General features: G+C 71.9%; 16 protein-coding genes. 10 read left to right on the top strand and 6 right to left on the bottom strand.

Annotated elements, in window-relative coordinates; genetic code table 11:
- The first annotated feature begins 25 nt into the window (after positions 1–25).
- The 6 genes from MQE23_RS26015 (at position 26) to mscL (ending at position 5,810) form a co-directional block, all read left to right on the top strand.
- Positions 26–1,555: a potassium/proton antiporter gene (locus MQE23_RS26015; RefSeq protein ID WP_243380441.1), complete on the top strand. Its 1,530-nt coding sequence runs from the start codon at positions 26–28 to the stop codon at positions 1,553–1,555.
- A gap of 274 nt (positions 1,556–1,829) precedes the next feature.
- Complete coding sequence (locus MQE23_RS26010; RefSeq protein WP_020276501.1) at positions 1,830–3,143, top strand: MFS transporter; 1,314 nt, start codon at positions 1,830–1,832, stop codon at positions 3,141–3,143.
- Positions 3,144–3,210: 67 nt separating this feature from the next.
- The gene (locus tag MQE23_RS26005) at positions 3,211–3,528 is read left to right on the top strand and encodes an FmdB family zinc ribbon protein (RefSeq protein WP_020276500.1); all 318 of its coding nucleotides are present in this window, start codon (positions 3,211–3,213) and stop codon (positions 3,526–3,528) included.
- A gap of 78 nt (positions 3,529–3,606) precedes the next feature.
- Positions 3,607–4,485 carry an S-methyl-5'-thioadenosine phosphorylase gene (locus MQE23_RS26000; RefSeq protein ID WP_020276499.1) on the top strand — a complete coding sequence of 293 codons (879 nt, stop codon included), beginning with the start codon at positions 3,607–3,609 and terminating at the stop codon, positions 4,483–4,485.
- 161 nt (positions 4,486–4,646) lie between these two features.
- On the top strand, positions 4,647–5,231 hold the full coding sequence (locus MQE23_RS25995) for a hypothetical protein (protein ID WP_243380440.1): 585 nt from the start codon (positions 4,647–4,649) through the stop codon (positions 5,229–5,231).
- 120 nt (positions 5,232–5,351) lie between these two features.
- Complete coding sequence (gene mscL / locus MQE23_RS25990; protein ID WP_020276497.1) at positions 5,352–5,810, top strand: large conductance mechanosensitive channel protein MscL; 459 nt, start codon at positions 5,352–5,354, stop codon at positions 5,808–5,810.
- Between the two features lie 25 nt (positions 5,811–5,835).
- On the opposite strand, the gene MQE23_RS25985 is transcribed toward mscL, so the two are convergent.
- Positions 5,836–6,015 (bottom strand): hypothetical protein, encoded by a 180-nt coding sequence (locus tag MQE23_RS25985; RefSeq protein ID WP_020276496.1) that lies wholly within the window; start codon positions 6,013–6,015, stop codon positions 5,836–5,838.
- 68 nt (positions 6,016–6,083) lie between these two features.
- On the opposite strand from MQE23_RS25985, the gene MQE23_RS25980 reads away from it, so the two are divergent.
- The 4 genes from MQE23_RS25980 (at position 6,084) to MQE23_RS25965 (ending at position 10,808) form a co-directional block, all read left to right on the top strand.
- Positions 6,084–7,343 (top strand): low temperature requirement protein A, encoded by a 1,260-nt coding sequence (locus MQE23_RS25980; RefSeq protein WP_243380439.1) that lies wholly within the window; start codon positions 6,084–6,086, stop codon positions 7,341–7,343.
- Between the two features lie 114 nt (positions 7,344–7,457).
- Positions 7,458–8,498, top strand: a complete 1,041-nt coding sequence (locus MQE23_RS25975; RefSeq protein WP_243380438.1) for a P1 family peptidase — start codon at positions 7,458–7,460, stop codon at positions 8,496–8,498.
- A gap of 166 nt (positions 8,499–8,664) precedes the next feature.
- On the top strand, positions 8,665–9,882 hold the full coding sequence (locus MQE23_RS25970) for an Ig-like domain-containing protein (protein WP_243380437.1): 1,218 nt from the start codon (positions 8,665–8,667) through the stop codon (positions 9,880–9,882).
- A 179-nt stretch (positions 9,883–10,061) separates the two neighbouring features.
- Positions 10,062–10,808 (top strand): DUF6227 family protein, encoded by a 747-nt coding sequence (locus MQE23_RS25965; RefSeq protein ID WP_243380436.1) that lies wholly within the window; start codon positions 10,062–10,064, stop codon positions 10,806–10,808.
- A gap of 24 nt (positions 10,809–10,832) precedes the next feature.
- Here MQE23_RS25965 and MQE23_RS25960 read toward each other — a convergent pair whose 3' ends face one another.
- The 5 genes from MQE23_RS25960 to MQE23_RS25940 form a co-directional block, all read right to left on the bottom strand.
- A complete protein-coding gene (locus MQE23_RS25960; RefSeq protein ID WP_020272465.1) occupies positions 10,833–10,988 on the bottom strand; it encodes a hypothetical protein in 156 nt (51 codons plus the stop codon).
- 128 nt (positions 10,989–11,116) lie between these two features.
- Positions 11,117–13,195: a fructose-specific PTS transporter subunit EIIC gene (locus tag MQE23_RS25955; RefSeq protein ID WP_243380435.1), complete on the bottom strand. Its 2,079-nt coding sequence runs from the start codon at positions 13,193–13,195 to the stop codon at positions 11,117–11,119.
- 143 nt (positions 13,196–13,338) lie between these two features.
- Complete coding sequence (gene pfkB, locus MQE23_RS25950; RefSeq protein ID WP_020272463.1) at positions 13,339–14,286, bottom strand: 1-phosphofructokinase; 948 nt, start codon at positions 14,284–14,286, stop codon at positions 13,339–13,341.
- The gene (locus tag MQE23_RS25945; RefSeq protein WP_020272462.1) at positions 14,283–15,044 is read right to left on the bottom strand and encodes a DeoR/GlpR family DNA-binding transcription regulator; all 762 of its coding nucleotides are present in this window, start codon (positions 15,042–15,044) and stop codon (positions 14,283–14,285) included. Before MQE23_RS25945 ends, pfkB begins: the two co-directional genes overlap by 4 nt.
- Before the next feature lie 165 nt (positions 15,045–15,209).
- Positions 15,210–16,715 (bottom strand): MFS transporter, encoded by a 1,506-nt coding sequence (locus MQE23_RS25940; RefSeq protein ID WP_020272461.1) that lies wholly within the window; start codon positions 16,713–16,715, stop codon positions 15,210–15,212.
- Positions 16,716–16,719: the final 4 nt, after the last annotated feature.

The following is a 16,719-nucleotide window of genomic DNA, read 5'->3' as shown; positions in this document are numbered from 1 at the left end:
GCGATGTACGTGAGCCCACGCGCGCGTGCGTGTGAGCCAGGGAAGGATTCGGCCGCTGACTGTTCACCATCTCAACCAGCTCCTGCTCGTCTGCTCGCTCGTCCTGCTCGTCGCCGTCGCAGCGGTACGGATCTCCTCGCGCAGCGGGCTCCCCAGCCTGCTCGTCTATCTGGGGATAGGCGTCGCCATGGGCCAGGACGGCATCGGCGACATCCACTTCGACAACGCCGAACTGACCCAGGTCATCGGATACGCGGCCCTGGTCGTGATCCTGGCCGAGGGCGGTCTGGGCACGAAGTGGAAGGAGATCAAGCCGGCCCTGCCGGCCGCCACGGCACTGGCGCTGGCCGGTGTCGCGGTGAGCGTCGGGGTGACGGCGTCGGCCGCGCACTACCTGATCGGGCTGGAGTGGCGGCAGGCGCTCATCATCGGGGCGGTCGTCTCCTCGACCGACGCGGCGGCCGTGTTCTCCGTGCTGCGGAAAATCCCCCTCCCCGCGCGCGTGACGGGCACGCTGGAGGCGGAGTCCGGCTTCAACGACGCCCCGGTGGTCATCCTCGTGGTCTCGCTGTCGACGGCGGGTCCGGTCGAGCACTGGTACGTGCTGCTGGGCGTGATCCTGCTGGAGCTGGCCATCGGCGCGGCCATCGGACTCGCGGTGGGCTGGCTCGGCTCCTGGGGGCTGCGGCACGTGGCGCTGCCGGCCTCCGGCCTCTATCCGATCGCCGTCATGGCCATCGCCGTGGTGGCGTACGCGGCGGGCGCGCTGGCCCACGGCAGCGGATTCCTCGCGGTGTACCTCGCCGCGATGGTGATGGGCAACGCGCGGCTGCCGCACTGGCCGGCCACCCGCGGCTTCGCCGACGGACTCGGCTGGATGGCCCAGATCGGCATGTTCGTCCTGCTCGGCCTGCTGGTGACCCCGCACGAGCTGGGCGACGACATCGTGCCCGCGCTCGCCATCGGGCTGGTGCTCACCATGGTGGCGCGTCCCCTGAGCGTGCTGGTCTCCCTGCGGCCCTTCCGGGTCCCGTGGCAGGAACAGGCCCTCATGTCCTGGGCCGGGCTGCGCGGGGCGGTGCCCATCATCCTGGCGACCATCCCCATGGTGGAGGGCGTCGAGGCGAGCCGCCGGATCTTCAACATCGTCTTCATCCTGGTCGTCGTCTACACCCTGGTCCAGGGCCCGACGCTGCCGTGGCTGGCCCGCAAGCTGCGCCTGGGAGACGGTTCGGAGGCCGCCGACCTCGGCATCGAGTCGGCCCCGCTGGAGCGGCTGCGCGGGCACCTGCTGTCCGTGGCGATCCCCGACGGGTCGAAGATGCACGGCGTGGAAGTCGCCGAGCTGCGGCTGCCGCCCGGTGCCGCGGTGACGCTCGTCGTGCGCGAGTCAGAATCGTTCGTCCCGCTTCCCACGACGGTGCTGCAACGCGGGGACGAGCTCCTCGTCGTGGCCACGGACCCCGTGCGGGACGCGACCGAGCGCCGGCTGCGCGCGGTGAGCCACGGCGGCAAGCTGGCCGGCTGGCTGGGGACGGACGGGGCGAGTCGCTAGGGGTGGTTTTGCGCCATTCACGCCTCTGGTTTCACAGGCAGGCCCGCCCGCAGTGCTCTTTTTCACAGGCAGGCCGACCCAGTCGCCTGTACGATGAAGGCATCACCCAAGATCGAACCAACTCTGCCTGACGCAGAGCTGGCGCGACCGTATGGCGGTCGGGTCGCCCCTCCTCACCGGGCCCCGACATCTACCGCAGTTCCGCGCAAGAGGACAGCTCTCGGCGCCGCCCGCCCACGGGCCCGCGCTACCAGGCGGCAGAAAGGCACGGGCCGTGGCGTCCACGGTCACCTCGAAGAAGTCGAAGAACTCGATGACCTCGAAGAACTCGACGGCTTCCGCCCGCCCGGGATACGGCCGGCTGCTGCGCACCCGCGGCGCCTGGACCTTCCTGCTCCCCGGCTTCGCGGCACGCCAGCCGTTCGCGATGCTGACCATCTCCATCGTGCTGCTGGTGCAGCACACCACCGGCTCCTACGGAGCGGCGGGCGCCGCCGCGGCCGTCACCGGTGTCTCCATGGCCCTGTTCGCCCCCTACAGCGGCCGCCTCGCCGACCGCTACGGGCAGCGGGCCGTGCTGATCCCCGGCGTGCTGCTGCACGCCCTGTCCGGGCTCACGCTGACGGCGCTGGCACTGATGGACGCCCCCTTGTGGGCGGTGTTCGCGGCGGCCGTCCCGACCGGTGCCTCGGTGCCGCAGGTCGGGCCGATGGTGCGGGCCCGCTGGGGCGTGAAGCTCAAGGACTCGCCGCTCATGACCACCGCGGCGGCCTTCGAGTCCGTCACGGACGAACTGACCTTCGTCGTCGGCCCGCTGCTGGCCACCGCCCTGTGCACGGCCGTCGACCCGGCCGCCGGCCTGGTCACGGAGGCCTCGCTGACCCTGATCGGCGGTCTGCTGTTCGCCGCGCAGAAGAGCACCCAGCCCTCGGTCGGAGGCGGCAGCGGCCACGCGCGCGTGGAGCACGTTTCCGCGCTGCGGATCCCCGGGGTGCGCGTGCTGATCGTGACGTTCCTGGGCATCGGGTCCGTCTTCGGCGGTATGCAGGTCTCGCTGGCCGCGTTCACCGAGTCGATCGGCGAACCCGGCCTCAACGGCGTCCTCTACGGGGTCTTCGCCGCGGGCAACATGCTCTCCGGCGTGGTCTGCGGTGCGATCGCCTGGAAGGCGGCCCCGCAGCGGCGCCTCGTCGTCGGCTACACGGCGCTCGCGCTCACCGCGTCGGGCCTGTGGGCCGCCCACTCGGTGCCGGTCCTCGCCGGGCTCGGCCTGCTGGTCGGCATGTGCATCGCGCCCGCCCTGATCACCGGCTACACCCTGGTCGAGGGGCTGGTCCCGGCCGGTGCCCGCACCGAGGCCTTCACCTGGCTGACCGGCGCGGTGGCACTCGGCCAGGCGGCGGCCGTCACGGTCGCCGGACAGCTGGAGGACCGCTTCCGGGACGGCGCCGGTTTCCTGGTGCCGATGGGCGGCACCGTGCTCGCCCTGGCGACCCTCCTGGCCCTGCGTTCCCGGCTGGCGGGACGCGCCCACGGCCGCACCGTCGCACGTGGCGTGGGTCACCGCGTGCCGGTGGCAGTGGACTGAACGGCCGGAATACGTCAAGATGGATCGTCGTTAGCACTCATCGAGTGAGAGTGCCAGGAGGAAGACAGTGCCCACCTACCAGTACCAGTGCACCGAGTGCGGCGAGGGCCTCGAGGCGGTGCAGAAGTTCACCGACGACGCCCTCACCGAGTGCCCCAGCTGCAAGGGCCGCCTGAAGAAGGTGTTCTCGGCGGTCGGCATTGTCTTCAAGGGCTCCGGCTTCTACCGGAACGACAGCCGCGGCTCCTCGTCGAGCAGCGCCCCGGCGTCGAAGTCGTCGAGCTCCTCGTCGTCGTCCTCGGACTCCGGTTCCAGCTCCGGCTCCGGTTCGAGCTCGTCGTCGAGCACCGGCAGCTCCACCAGCAGCAGCACCACCGCCGCGTAAGGCCTGTTTCTTACGGGGACCCTGTCGCCTTTCGGCGACGGGGTCCTCGGCGTTTCCGCCTGCGGTTAGGGTGCGGGCATGGTGAACAAGGCGAACGTGGCGAACACGGGCGGCGGGGCGAACGTGGAGGGCGCCGGGATCGGCGTCATCGGCGGCTCAGGGTTCTACTCCTTCCTCGACGACGTGACCGAGATCCAGGTCGACACCCCGTACGGGCCGCCCAGCGACTCCCTCTTCCTCGGCGAGGTCGCCGGCCGGCGCGTCGCGTTCCTGCCCCGGCACGGACGGGGCCACCATCTGCCGCCGCACCGGATCAACTACCGGGCCAACCTGTGGGCGCTGCGGTCGGTCGGCGTGCGCCAGGTGCTGGCCCCCTGCGCCGTCGGCGGCCTGCGTCCCGAGTACGGGCCGGGCACACTGCTGGTTCCGGACCAGCTGGTCGACCGGACCAAGTCCCGCGTGAACACGTACTTCGACGGGCTGCCGCTGCCCGACGGGACGGTGCCGAACGTGGTGCACGTGTCGCTGGCCGACCCCTACTGCCCCGCCGGGCGGGCCGTCGCGCTCAAAGCGGCGCGCGGCCGGGACTGGGAGCCGGTGGACGGGGGCACGCTGGTCGTCATCGAGGGGCCGCGCTTCTCGACCCGTGCCGAATCGTTGTGGCACCAGGCGCAGGGCTGGTCGGTGGTGGGCATGACCGGCCATCCCGAGGCGGCGCTCGCCCGTGAGCTGGAGCTCTGTTACACGTCCCTGACCCTGGTCACCGACCTCGACGCCGGCGCCGAGACCGGGGAGGGCGTCTCGCACGACGAGGTGCTGCGGGTGTTCGCGGCGAACGTGGACCGACTGCGGGGCGTGCTGTTCGACGCGGTGGCGGGGCTGCCGGGGGAGGACGAGCGGGGCTGTCTGTGCGTGAGTGCGCTGGGTGGGATGGATCCGGGGTTCGCGTTGCCGTAGGGAGCGGGCTGCGGTTGTGGGTGGTGGGGGGCGGAACTTGCCGTTCGGGTGAGGGAGTTGTCCACAGGGCGGCGGTGGGTCCACAGGGCTGAGCGGGCGGTGGCGGGAAGCCTCATCGTGGGGAGCGCAAGCCGGTCGCTCGTCACAGGTGGTGGTCCCTCATGTCCCTCGCTCGCTCTTCACTCGTGCCCTCCGCCCCTTCTTGGTCCGTCGCCCCGTGCCCGCCCGGACCCGAGGTGCCGGCGACCCGTGAGGTGCCGCGGTTCGACCCCGTACGGGTACGCGGCCGGGCCGGCCGGCTCGTGCGCAACCGGCGGCGCGCCCTGGCCGTGGGGCTCGCGGTCACCGCGACCGCGCTGGTCGCGGCGGGACCGCGGGGCTCCGACGGGGCCCGTGGCCATCCCCGCGCCCAGCCTCCCGCGCACGCGGCCCCGGTGTCCGGGGAGCAGCCCGTCCGGACGCGTCGTGCCGTGGGGACGGTGACGGCCCCGGTCCGGATCGCCGACGCGGCCACCGTGCGACTGCTGCGGCCCGGCGACCGGGTCGACGTGATCGCCGCCGAGGAGACGGTGTCGGGCGGCGATGCCCGGGTGGTCGCGCGCGGGGCCAGGGTGACGAAGGTGCCGGAGCCGCTGGAGGGCGCGAGCGACACGGGCGCGCTGGTCGTGCTGTCGGTGCCGCGTGCCACTGCGGCCCGGCTCGCCGGTGCGAGCGCCACCGCGCGGTTGGCGGTGACGCTGTGGTGACGTCCCTGGTCTCGTCAAGTGGCTCGTTCGAGGGACCCAGGTGCTCCGTTCGGCGCAACGTTGACGTAGGTTGCGGAGCGTTTTGTTCCGCAAGCTGCGCGTGCGAGGAGAGACCCCGAGGTGAGCGAGAAGAAGGATCCGAGCGTCTGGGAGGGCTTCAAGGCCTTCCTGATGCGCGGGAACGTCGTCGATCTGGCGGTGGCTGTGGTGATCGGCGCCGCCTTCACCAACATCGTCAACGCCGTGGTCAAGGGGATCATCAACCCCGTCGTCGGGGCCATCGGGACCAAGAACCTCGACCACTACAGCTCGTGTCTGAGCTCGACGTGCGAGGGCGAGCAGGGCATCCGGATCCTGTGGGGTTCCGTCCTCGGTGCCACGCTGAGCTTCGTGATCACCGCGGCGGTCGTCTACTTCCTGATGGTCCTGCCCATGGCGAAGTACCTGGCCCGGCTGGAGGCCCGCCGCAAGGCGAAGGAGGGCGCGCAGGAGGTCATCGAGGTGACCGAGCTGGAGGTGCTGAAGGAGATCCGGGACGCGCTGGTCGCACAGCGCGGCTCCGGGCACGACCGGCCGTAGCGCTACGGGCGGCCGGCCTCCTGGCTCAGAGGTGGTGGGGCGGCTTCTCGTCGAGGAAGCGCTTGAGGTCGGCCGCGCCGCCCCCGGAGTCGGAGCGCTCACCCCAGCCGCGGTCGGTGTCGTCGGAGGACTGCTGGTCGAGCGGGTCGTCGAAGACCAGCGCAGGCTTCGGCGCGCGCGGCTCGGGATCGGGGGCGGTGCTCATGCGTCCAGGGTACGGTCGCGGAGAAATTCGCGGAGAAATTCCCCGCGCCTTCTGTTGTGCTGGGAACCATGACGTCCAGCCCCACTCCCCCGCCCGTCCCCTCCGGTGCGCCCGCCCCCTCAGGTGGGCCCGGCGGCCAGAGGCCCCTGCGCAGGCTCAGGGCCCGTGGACGCGACGAGGCGCACCGGGCGGCCTCGCCGCTGGAGCTCTTCTTCGACCTGTGCTTCGTCGTGGCGGTGGCCCAGGCGGGCATCCAGCTGGTGCACTCCGTCGCCGAGGGGCATGCGGGCGAGGGGATCCTCGACTACGCGATGGTGTTCTTCGCCGTGTGGTGGGCGTGGATGAACTTCACGTGGTTCGCCTCGGCGTACGACAACGACGACGTGCTCTACCGGGTCGTCACGCTGGTGCAGATCGCCGGTGTGCTGGTCCTGGCGGCGGGGGTGTCCCGGGCGTTCGGGGAGCACGAGTTCTTCGTGGTCTGGCTGGGCTACCTGATCATGCGGCTCGCCATGGCGGCCCAGTGGCTGCGGGCGGCACACTCCAGCGAGGGCCCGGAGCGGACGACGGCTCTGCGCTACGCCGGTGGTCTGCTGGCGTGCCAGGTCGGCTGGCTGGGGCTGCTGTTCCTGCCCGAGGGGGCCAGGCCCTGGTGGTTCCTGGTGATGGCGCTGCTGGAGATGTGCGTGCCGCCGTGGGCCGAGAAGGACCGTCCCACGTCCTGGCATCCGCGCCATATCGCGGAGCGGTACGGGCTGTTCACCATCATCGTGCTCGGCGAGACGATCGCCGCGGCCACGGTCGCCGTGAAGTCGGGCGTCGACGAGAACGACGCCCTGGGCGAGCTCCTCCCCATCGCGGCGGGCGGGCTGCTGATCATCTTCGCCGCGTGGTGGGTCTACTTCGTGGTCCCCATCCACGACCACTTGCGGTCCAACCGGCAGGCGTTCCTGTGGGGCTACGGCCACTATCTGGTCTTCGCCTCGGCGGCAGCGATCGGGGCCGGGCTGGAGGTGGCGGTGGAGCAGACGGTCGGCAAGGCGCACATCTCCACGCTGGCGGCGTCGGCCGCCGTGACCCTGCCGACGGCCCTGTATCTGCTGACCCTGTGGGCCCTGCACTCGCGCCACTTCAAGTCGGGAATCGCCCAGCAGCTGGTGCTGCCGACGACAGCCCTGCTGGTGATCTGCTGCTCGTTCCTCGACGACTGGGCGGTGCTCGCGGCGGGCCTGGTCTGCGCACTGTCGGTGGTGGCGGGAGAGACCCTGGCCCTGCGCAGGACCGGCCGGGCCGCCCGGGTCGACGGGCGGGCGGCGCCGACCGGGTGACGGTGGCCGCGAGATCCTCCCGCGTCCGCGGGAGTCTGGCGGGCCGGGCGGGCTGACGGCGCCGACCGGCTGGGTGCGCCCGCGGGGGCCGGCGTCTGGACGAGACTGGGCGGCATGACAGTTGACGCTCTGGTGGACGCTCTGACGGATGTCTCCGGCCTGCGGGTGGGGCACGCGACACGCGCCGGCGACGGCTGGCTCACCGGCACCACGGTGGTGCTGGCCCCGGAGGGCGGGGCCGTGGCCGCCGTGGACGTGCGGGGCGGTGGTCCCGGCACCAAGGAGACGGACGCGCTCGACCCGCGCAACGTGGTGCGGAAGGTCGAGGCGATCGTGCTGACCGGCGGCAGCGCGTACGGGCTCGACGCGGCTTCGGGGGTGATGGCCTGGCTGGAGGAACGGGGGCGCGGGATCCGAGTCGGGGCGGACCCGGCGCATGTCGTGCCGGTGGTGCCCGCCGCCTGTGTCTTCGATCTGGGGCGCGGCGGCGACTTCCGGGCCCGGCCCGATGCGGCCACCGGCCGTGCGGCGGTCGAGGCGGCCGCGGCGAGCGAGCCCGGCGCGCCGGTGCCCGAGGGGTGTGTGGGCGCCGGCACGGGGGCGGTGGTCGGGGTGGTGAAGGGCGGCGTCGGCGGCGCGAGCACCGTGCTCGGTTCGGGGATCACGGTGGCCGCGCTGGTGGTGGCCAACGCGGCGGGATCGGTGCTCGATCCGGAGACGGGGGTGCTGTACGGGGAGCTGTTCCAGGGGCGGGTGGAGTACCCGGAGGGTGAGGTGCACGAGGCCGCGCGGCGGCGACTCGCCGCGACGGCCGCGAGGAGCGCGCCTCCGCCGCTCAACACCACGCTCGCGGTGGTCGCCACGGACGCCGGCCTGTCGAAGGCGCAGGCGCAGAAGCTGGCCGGCACGGCACACGACGGCATCGCCCGCGCGGTGCGGCCGGTACACCTTCTCAACGACGGGGACACGGTGTTCGCGCTGGCGACCGGGGACCACGCCCTGGACGCCGCGAACCCGCTCGCCCTCAACGAGATCCTCGCGGCGGGCGCGGACGTCGTGACCCGGGCGATCGTACGGGCCGTGCGCGCCGCGGAGCCGGTCGACGGTCCGGGCGGGGCGTGGCCGTCGTACGGGGAGTTGTACGGGGGCCGCTGAACGGACGGGCAGCGCACAGCAATTCCACAGTGACGCCGGACATTGTCCCGGGCCTGTAACGGTGATGTCGCTCATGGCGGTCGGACGGAACCCGACCGGCCGCCCGGCCCCTCTTCTCTCACGTACTGGAGCGGACCACGCACATCACACGAACTGGGAGCAGCCCGTGACAACGCCGGACATTGCAGCGCGGCGCAAACTGGGGGCATGTGCCGCCCTGATGGTCGGCGCGCTGACGCTCACCGCCTGCGGTGGCAGCGCCAACGCCAAGGACGACGCCAAGGGTGGCGGCGACTCGGCGAAGACCTCCGTCGCGAAGATCGCCATCTCGGCGAAGGACGGTTCGACCGGCGCCTCCATCAACAAGACCGGCGTGAAGGTCAGCGACGGGAAGCTGACCGACGTGAAGATGACGGTGGCGGGCAGCGGTCAGGCCGTGCCGGGCTCGATCTCCTCCGACGGCAAGGTCTGGAAGCCGAAGGAGCAGCTGGAGCGCGGCACGAAGTACCAGATATCGGCGACCGCGCAGGACACGAAGGGCCGTACGGCCGCGGCGAACTCCATCTTCACGACGGTCACCTCGGCGAACAGCTTCATCGGGACGTACACGCCGGACAACGGCGCCACGGTCGGTGTGGGCATGCCGGTGTCGTTCAACTTCGACAAGGCCATCACCAACCGCAAGGACGTGCAGTCGCACATCACGGTCACGTCCAGCAGCGGGCAGAAGGTGGTCGGGCACTGGTTCGGCTCACAGCGGCTCGACTTCCGGCCCGAGGAGTACTGGAAGGCCGGTTCCAAGGTCACGATGAAGATCGACCTGGACGGGGTCGAGGGCACGAACGGCGTCTACGGCGTGCAGAAGAAGACGGTCACCTTCACCGTCGGGCGTTCGCAGGTCTCCACGGTCGACGTCAACACGCAGACCATGACGGTCGTGCGGGACGGCAAGACGGTCAAGACGGTCCCGATCTCGGCGGGCAGCCCGGAGCACACCACGTACAACGGGCAGATGGTGATCTCCGAGAAGTTCGTGCAGACCCGGATGAACAGCCGCACGGTCGGGCTCGGCGGTGAGTACGACATCCCGGACGTGCCGCACGCGATGCGCCTGACGACGTCCGGCACGTTCATCCACGGCAACTACTGGTACAACAAGGGCAATCCGCCCTTCGGCCGCCAGGGCACGAGCCACGGCTGCGTCGGCCTGGCGGACGTCCAGGGCGCCGGGGGCAGCACGCCCGCCAAGTGGTTCTACGACAACTCCCTCATCGGGGACGTGGTGGTCGTGAAGAACTCCCCCGACAAGACGGTGGCGCCGGACAACGGGCTCAACGGCTGGAACATGGCGTGGAGCCAGTGGATCGCGGGCAGCGCCTCATAAGCGGATGAACGACCTCCCCAACTGGGGTTTTTGACGGACCGATCGGGCCGCGCGGGAACTTTTCGCGCGGCCCGCGCGTTTTCCTGGACGTACGTTTTCTCGGTTCCCGGACATGATGTCCGACCGAGGGGCTACGGTATGCACCCACAAGGTGACATGCAGCAACGCCGGGAGAAACCTTGAGCGTTCCGTACGAGACGGCAGCGTACGAACCCCACGACTCGCCCGAGTCTCCGGAGGAGCACCTCGCGCGACTCCTCGGCCGCGCCCTGAACTCCTTCGAGCTGCCGGACGAGACGATGAGGCGGCTGGACTGCGCGCTGGCGCACGACGGTTCGCTGCACTCCGCGCACCACAGCGCGGGCCTGCACCGGGAGACGTACCGGCACACGTGGCTGCTCGCCGACGGTTCGGCGCTCACGCTCTGGGAGCTCGTCCACAACACGGCGCCCGGCAGCGAGCCGCAGCACGAGGTGTACGTCGACGAGGAGGAGCTGCGCGCCGCCACCACGCGCCTGCCGCTGCCGCCGGACGGGCCCGACTTCGAGCTGCCGGTGACGGTGCAGCTCTCCCCGGTCTCCGCGCCCCGGCACGCATACGCCGGGGACGACTCGGCGGACCACGCGCGGCGTTTACTGCGCCGCGCGGAGAACGCGGACCGGCCGGGCGCGGACACGGCGGCCCTGCTGGCCACGGCGTCCGGGCACCAGATCACCCAGGCCTTCGGCCGCCCGTGCCGCGCGGGCCGCTCAGGGCTGTGCTTCTCGCTCTACGAGCACGCGTTCCTGCTGCGCGACGGCGCGGAGGTCTCCCTCTGGGAGGTGGAGCACACGGCGACGCCGGACGGACGGCACATGTGCGAGGTGTACGCGAGCGAGGACGCGGCGCGCGAGGCGATGGAGCGGCGGGCGGCGCGGCTGTCCTAGTCCTTCAGCCCTTGTCGCCGTCCTTCAGCCCTTGTCGCCCAGTCGGCGCACCAGCTCGGCGAAGGCGTCTCTCTCCTCCGGGGTCAGTTCCGCGGACTCCGACCGGGGACCTGTCTGCCGCTGTTGCGGGAGAGCGGGGAGGGAGTGGCCCTCGGGCCACCGGGAGACGTGCTCAGGCATGCGCCCCAGTAGACACCACGGCCCGGGACTTCGGTCCCGGGCCGTGATTTTCGTGATCTATCTCGCAGGTGCCGTGAACGGTTCACACACCCCGAAAGGGGCGAACCCAGGCCCTCAGGCGTTGGGCGTCACGCCGCCACCGGCTGCTTCGCCTCCGCCTCCTGAGCCGCGGCCTCGCCGGAGGCCGCCGCGGCGCCCTGGGCCGGCTTGCGCATGCCCTTCAGGACGACCACCAGGGCGGTGGTGACGCAGACGCCCGCGGCGATGGCGACCAGGTAGAGCAGCGGGTTGCCGATCAGCGGGACCACGAAGATGCCGCCGTGCGGGGCCCGCAGGGTGGCGCCGAAGGCCATCGACAGGGCGCCGGTGATCGCGCCGCCCGCCATCGAGGCCGGGATGACGCGCAGCGGGTCGGCCGCGGCGAACGGGATCGCGCCCTCGGAGATGAAGGAGGCACCGAGCACCCAGGCGGCCTTGCCGTTCTCGCGCTCGGTCTGCGTGAAGAGCTTGCCGCGCACGGTCGTGGCCAGCGCCATCGCCAGCGGAGGCACCATGCCGGCCGCCATGACCGCCGCCATGATCTTCATCGCGGAGTCGCTGGGGCTGGACACCGCGATACCGGCGGTGGCGAAGGTGTAGGCGACCTTGTTGACGGGGCCGCCGAGGTCGAAGCACATCATCAGGCCGAGGAGGGCGCCGAGCAGGATGGCGTTGCTGCCGGACAGGCCGTTCAGCCAGTCGGTCATGCCCTTCTGGGCCTCGGCGATGGGCTTGCCGATGACGACGAACATCAGGAACCCGACGATCGCCGAGGAGATCAGCGGGATCACCACCACCGGCATGATGCCGCGCAGCGCTGTCGGGATGTTCACCTTCTGGATCGCGATGACCACGCCACCGGCGATGAGCCCGGCCGCGAGACCGCCGAGGAAGCCGGCGTTGATGGTCAGGGCGATCGAGCCGCCGACGAAGCCGGGGACGAGACCGGGCCGGTCGGCCATGCCGTAGGCGATGTAGCCGGCCAGGACCGGGACGAGGAAGCCGAAGGCGACGCCGCCGATCTGGAAGAGCAGGGCCGCCCAGCTGTCGGCCTGCGCCCACATGAAGTGGTCCATCACCGACGGGGCCTTGTCGACCTTGTAGCCGCCGATCGCGAAGCCGAGGGCGATCAGCAGACCGCCCGCCGCGACGAACGGGACCATGTAACTGACGCCGGACATCAGCCACTTGCGCAGCTTGGTGCCGTAGCCCTCGCCGGCGTCGCCGGAGCGCTCCACCGGAGTGGACGGGGCGGACCCGGAGGTGACCTCGCCGCGGGCGGCCTTCTCGCGGACCTCGGCGATGAGTTCCGCGGGGCGGTTGATGCCCGCCTTCACACCGACGTCGACGGTCGGCTTGCCGGCGAACCGCTCCTTCTCCCGTACGGGCACGTCGTGGGCGAAGATCACGGCGTCCGCCGCGGCGATGACCGACGGGTCGACCCGGGTGAAGCCGGCCGAGCCCTGAGGCTCGACGGTGACCTCGACGCCCGCCTCACGGCCGGCGTTCTCCAGCGACTCGGCCGCCATGTAGGTGTGGGCGATACCGGTGGGGCAGGAGGTGACGGCGACGATACGGAACGGTTGCTCCGCCACATCGGCGGTGCCGGCGGCGCTGTCGGTGTCGTCGGCGCTGTCGGTGTCGTCGGTGACCGTGGCGGCGGCGGGAGAGGCCGCTCCCGCCGACGCCACGGAGTCTTCGGAGCCGCCCTCGGCGGGCTCGCCGGGCTCGTCGCCGCGGATCAGCGCTGCCGCGGCCGTCGCGTCGCCCACCGCGCGCAGGGCGTCGGTGAACTCCGTGTTCATCAGCTGCCGGGCCAGCGACGACAGGATCGTCAGGTGGGCGTCGTCGGCGCCGGCCGGCGCGGCGATCAGGAAGATCAGGTCGGCGGGGCCGTCCGCCGCGCCGAAGTCGATGCCCTCGGAGCTGCGCCCGAAGGCGAGCGTCGGCTCCGTGACGTGCTCGCTTCGGCAGTGCGGGATGCCGATGCCGCCGTCGAGGCCGGTCGGCATCTGGGCCTCGCGGGCGGCCACGTCGGCGAGGAAGCCGTCCAGGTCGGTCACCCGGCCCAGGGCCACCATGCGCTCGGCGAGGGCACGCGCCGCCGCTTCCTTGGTGTCGGCGGACAGGTCGAGATCGACCAGGTCCGCGGTGATCATGTCGCTCATCGCGGGCTCCTTAGCACGCGTATCGCCCGGTCAGTCGGGTGGGCGGGGAGGGGACGGGGGTGCGGTGGGGGTGACGGGGGTGGAGGCGGGTCGTAACGGGGAAGGCCGCCGATCGCGGGTCGGGCCGCGCTGCTCCTCGTACGTCATGACACCGGCTCCTTCAGCGCGCGGTCCGCCGGGATCCGGGCCGTGACCGTCACCGCGGCCGGGTCCAGGTCGCCGGGCTTGGGCATGACACTGCCGGGCAACTGGACGGCCGCCGCGCCGTGGGCGACCGCGGAGGCGAGGGCGTCGGGGCCGCTGCCGCCGGCGATCAGGAAACCGGCGAGGGAGGAGTCACCGGCGCCCACGTTGCTGCGTACGGCGGCCACGCGGGCGCTGCCGAACCAGGCGCCCTCCTCGGAGACCAGCAGTTGCCCGTCGGCGCCGAGGCTCGCGAGGACGGCCCGGGCGCCCATCTCGCGCAGTTCCTCGGCCGCCTTCACGGCGTCGCCGACGGTGGCGAGGGGACGGCCCACGGCCTCCGCGAGCTCCTCGGCGTTGGGCTTGACCACGTCGGGCCGTTCGCGCAGGGCCGCGAGCAGCGCGGGCCCGGAGGTGTCCAGGGCGATCCGGGCACCGGCGGCGTGCGCGCGGGCGACCAGATCGGCGTACCAGGAGGGGGCGAGGCCGCGCGGGAGGCTGCCGCAGCAGGCGATCCAGGCGGCGTCGCGGGACTGCTGCCGTACGGTCTCCAGGAGGAGTTCCCGCTCGGCCTCGGACAGTTCCGGGCCCGGCGCGTTGATCTTCGTCAGGACGCCGTCGGCTTCGGCGAGGGCGATGTTGGAACGGGTGGCCCCGGCGACCGGGACCGGCGCGACCTCGATGCCCTGTGTGTCGAGCAGGTCGGCGACGAGCGCGCCCGGCGCGCCGCCCAGGGGCAGGACCGCCACGGTGCGCTGACCGGCCGCGGCGACCGCGCGCGAGACGTTCACGCCCTTGCCGCCCGGGTCCATCCGCTCGCCGGTGGCGCGGATGACCTCGCCGCGGTCGAGGGACGGCACCTCGTACGTGCGGTCCAGGGACGGGTTGGGGGTGACGGTGAGGATCATGCGCGCACTACTTCCGTGCCGCCGCGCTCGATCGCGACGGCGTCTTCGGGGCTCAGCCCGCTGTCGGTGATCAGCAGGTCCACATCGCTCAGGTCGCCGAAGCGGGCGAAGTGCTCCTGGCCGTGCTTGGAGGAGTCGGCGAGCAGCACCACGCGGCGGGCGGCGGCCACGGCCGCGCGCTTCACGGCAGCCTCGGCGAGGTCGGGGGTGGTCAGGCCGTGTTCGGCGGAGAAGCCGTTGGCGGCCACGAACAGCACGTCGGCCCGGATCTCGCCGTACGCGCGCAGCGCCCAGGCGTCCACGGCGGCGCGCGTACGGTGCCGTACGCGCCCTCCGATGAGGTGGAGCTGGATGCCCGGGTGGTCGGCGAGGCGGGCCGCGATGGGCAGGCTGTGCGTGACGACGGTGAGGGCGGACTCCAGCGGAAGGGCCGCGGCCATCTTGGCCACCGTCGTACCGGCGTCGAGGATCATCGTGCCCTCGCTCGGCAGTTCCGCGAGGGCCGCCTTGGCGATGCGGTCCTTCTCGTCGGCGGCCGTCGTCTCGCGCTCGGCGAGGTCCGGTTCGAAGTCGAGCCGCCCGACCGGGATGGCGCCGCCGTGCACCCGGCGGACCAGTCCGGCGCGGTCGAGGGCCTTCAGATCCCGGCGGATGGTCTCCGCCGTCACCTGGAACTCCTCGGCCAGCGACACGACATCCACTCGGCCGCCGTCACGGGCGAGCCGGAGGATCTCCTGCTGCCGCTCCGGTGCGTACATGTCTGTTCGCCTCCGCCTCGTGCCCGAACGTGTGGTTTCGACGGGAGGCTACGCCGAGATTTCCGCGAAGTAAACAGGTTCGGGCTCAATCGGGCATGATCGGAAACAGAAGCGGGCTCGGCACCGATGTGCCGAGCCCGTTCTCCGACGATCGCCGGACGACTGTCAGGAAACCAGCGCCGGTTCCTTCGACTCCGTCGCCGCCTGCTCCCCCTCGGCATGCAGCGCCGGCCGCTTAGGCAGGGCGAACATCAGCAGGAAGATCACGCCCAGCACCGCGGCCACCCAGCCCAGCGAGTTCCGGAAGGCGTCCGCGAAGGCCGGGCCCACCTGGTCCGGGCGCAGCCGGTCGCCGATCGTGCCGAAGAAGACGACCGACACCAGGCCCAGCCCCAGCGCGTTGCCCATCTGCTGCACGGTGTTGAGCAGGCCGGACGCCGAGCCGGAGTGCTCGCGCGGCACCTCGGAGAGGATCGCGTCGGTCAGCGGGGCGACGATCAGGCCCATGCCCACACCCATCACGACCAGCGGCAGCGCCATCTGCCAGGGCGTGATGCCGAGGCCGTAGTGCCCGGACTCCCACAGGTAGAGCAGCACCCCGGCGGCCATCACCAGCGCGCCCGCCTGGAGCACCCTGCGCCCGAAGCGCGGGACCAGCTGCTGCACCGACATCCCGGCGGCCACGGACACGGCGATCGAGAACGGCACCCCGGTCAGCCCGGCCTTCAGCGCGCTCCAGCCCAGCCCGACCTGCATGTACAGCGTCCACACCAGGAAGAAGACGCCGAGCGCGACCCCGAAGACGGTCTGGACGGCGATCCCGGCCGCGAAGCTCTTGACCCGGAACAGCGACAGCTCGACCAGCGGGGAGCCGTCGATTGCGCTCTTGCGCCGCTCGTACGCCACCAGCGCCGCGAGGACGACGAGAGCGCCGGCCATCGAGACGTACCCCCACACCGGCCAGCCCAGCTCCCGGCCGCGGATGAGCGGGTAGAGCAGCATCAGCAGGCCCAGCGTCACGAGCGCGACCCCCACCAGGTCCAGCTTCAGGGCCCGGGGCGCCCTGGACTCGGTGATGAAGCGGCTGCCGAGGATCAGGCCCGCGACCCCGACGGGCAGGTTGATCAGGAAGATCGAGCGCCACTCCCACCCGAACAGGTTCCACTCGGTCAGCAGCGCGCCGAGCAGCGGACCGGACACGGCCCCGAGCCCGACGACCGCGCCGAACAGCCCGAACACCTTGCCCCGTTCGTGCGCCGGGAAGGTCGCGTGCACGATCGACAGCACCTGCGGCACCATCAGCGCCGCCATCGCGCCCTGGAGGAACCGCGAGGCGACCAGCATCTCCGGGTTCACCGCGAGGCCGCACAGCGCGGAGGCGAGGGTGAAGCCGCCGATACCGACGAGGAAGATCCGCTTGCGGCCGTGGATGTCGCCGAGCCGTCCGCCGGTGATCAGCCCGGCGGCGAAGGCCAGGGCGTATCCGGCGGTGATCCACTGGATCTGGCTGAAGGACGCGCCCGATTCCCGCTGGATCGACGGGATGGCGATGTTGACGATCGTCACGTCGACGAGGTCCATGAAGGCCGCGGTCATCACGATCGCGAGGGCGAACCAGCGGCGGCGGTCGGTCCCGCCCGCGGTGCTGAGAGGGGTCTCGGTGGAGGTCATGCCT

The sequence above is a fragment of the Streptomyces sp. HP-A2021 genome, from assembly GCF_022807935.1.
Classification (GTDB): Bacteria; Actinomycetota; Actinomycetes; order Streptomycetales; family Streptomycetaceae; genus Streptomyces; species Streptomyces afghaniensis.
The sequence above is the reverse complement of the archived record's forward strand: the minus strand, read 5'-3'. Positions and strand labels throughout refer to the sequence as shown.

What these genes read in the sequence shown, in the direction of transcription:
- MQE23_RS25975 (WP_243380438.1), top strand. Translation starts at nt 7,458, where the DNA reads ATGACAGTTGACGCTCTGGTGGACGCTCTGACGGATGTCTCCGGCCTG.
- MQE23_RS25995 (WP_243380440.1), top strand. Translation starts at nt 4,647, where the DNA reads ATGTCCCTCGCTCGCTCTTCACTCGTGCCCTCCGCCCCTTCTTGGTCC.
- MQE23_RS25955 (WP_243380435.1), bottom strand. Translation starts at nt 13,195, where the DNA reads ATGAGCGACATGATCACCGCGGACCTGGTCGATCTCGACCTGTCCGCC.
- MQE23_RS25940 (WP_020272461.1), bottom strand. Translation starts at nt 16,715, where the DNA reads ATGACCTCCACCGAGACCCCTCTCAGCACCGCGGGCGGGACCGACCGC.
- MQE23_RS25985 (WP_020276496.1), bottom strand. Translation starts at nt 6,015, where the DNA reads ATGAGCACCGCCCCCGATCCCGAGCCGCGCGCGCCGAAGCCTGCGCTG.
- MQE23_RS26000 (WP_020276499.1), top strand. Translation starts at nt 3,607, where the DNA reads ATGGTGAACAAGGCGAACGTGGCGAACACGGGCGGCGGGGCGAACGTG.
- MQE23_RS25960 (WP_020272465.1), bottom strand. Translation starts at nt 10,988, where the DNA reads ATGCCTGAGCACGTCTCCCGGTGGCCCGAGGGCCACTCCCTCCCCGCT.
- MQE23_RS25980 (WP_243380439.1), top strand. Translation starts at nt 6,084, where the DNA reads ATGACGTCCAGCCCCACTCCCCCGCCCGTCCCCTCCGGTGCGCCCGCC.
- pfkB (WP_020272463.1), bottom strand. Translation starts at nt 14,286, where the DNA reads ATGATCCTCACCGTCACCCCCAACCCGTCCCTGGACCGCACGTACGAG.
- MQE23_RS25945 (WP_020272462.1), bottom strand. Translation starts at nt 15,044, where the DNA reads ATGTACGCACCGGAGCGGCAGCAGGAGATCCTCCGGCTCGCCCGTGAC.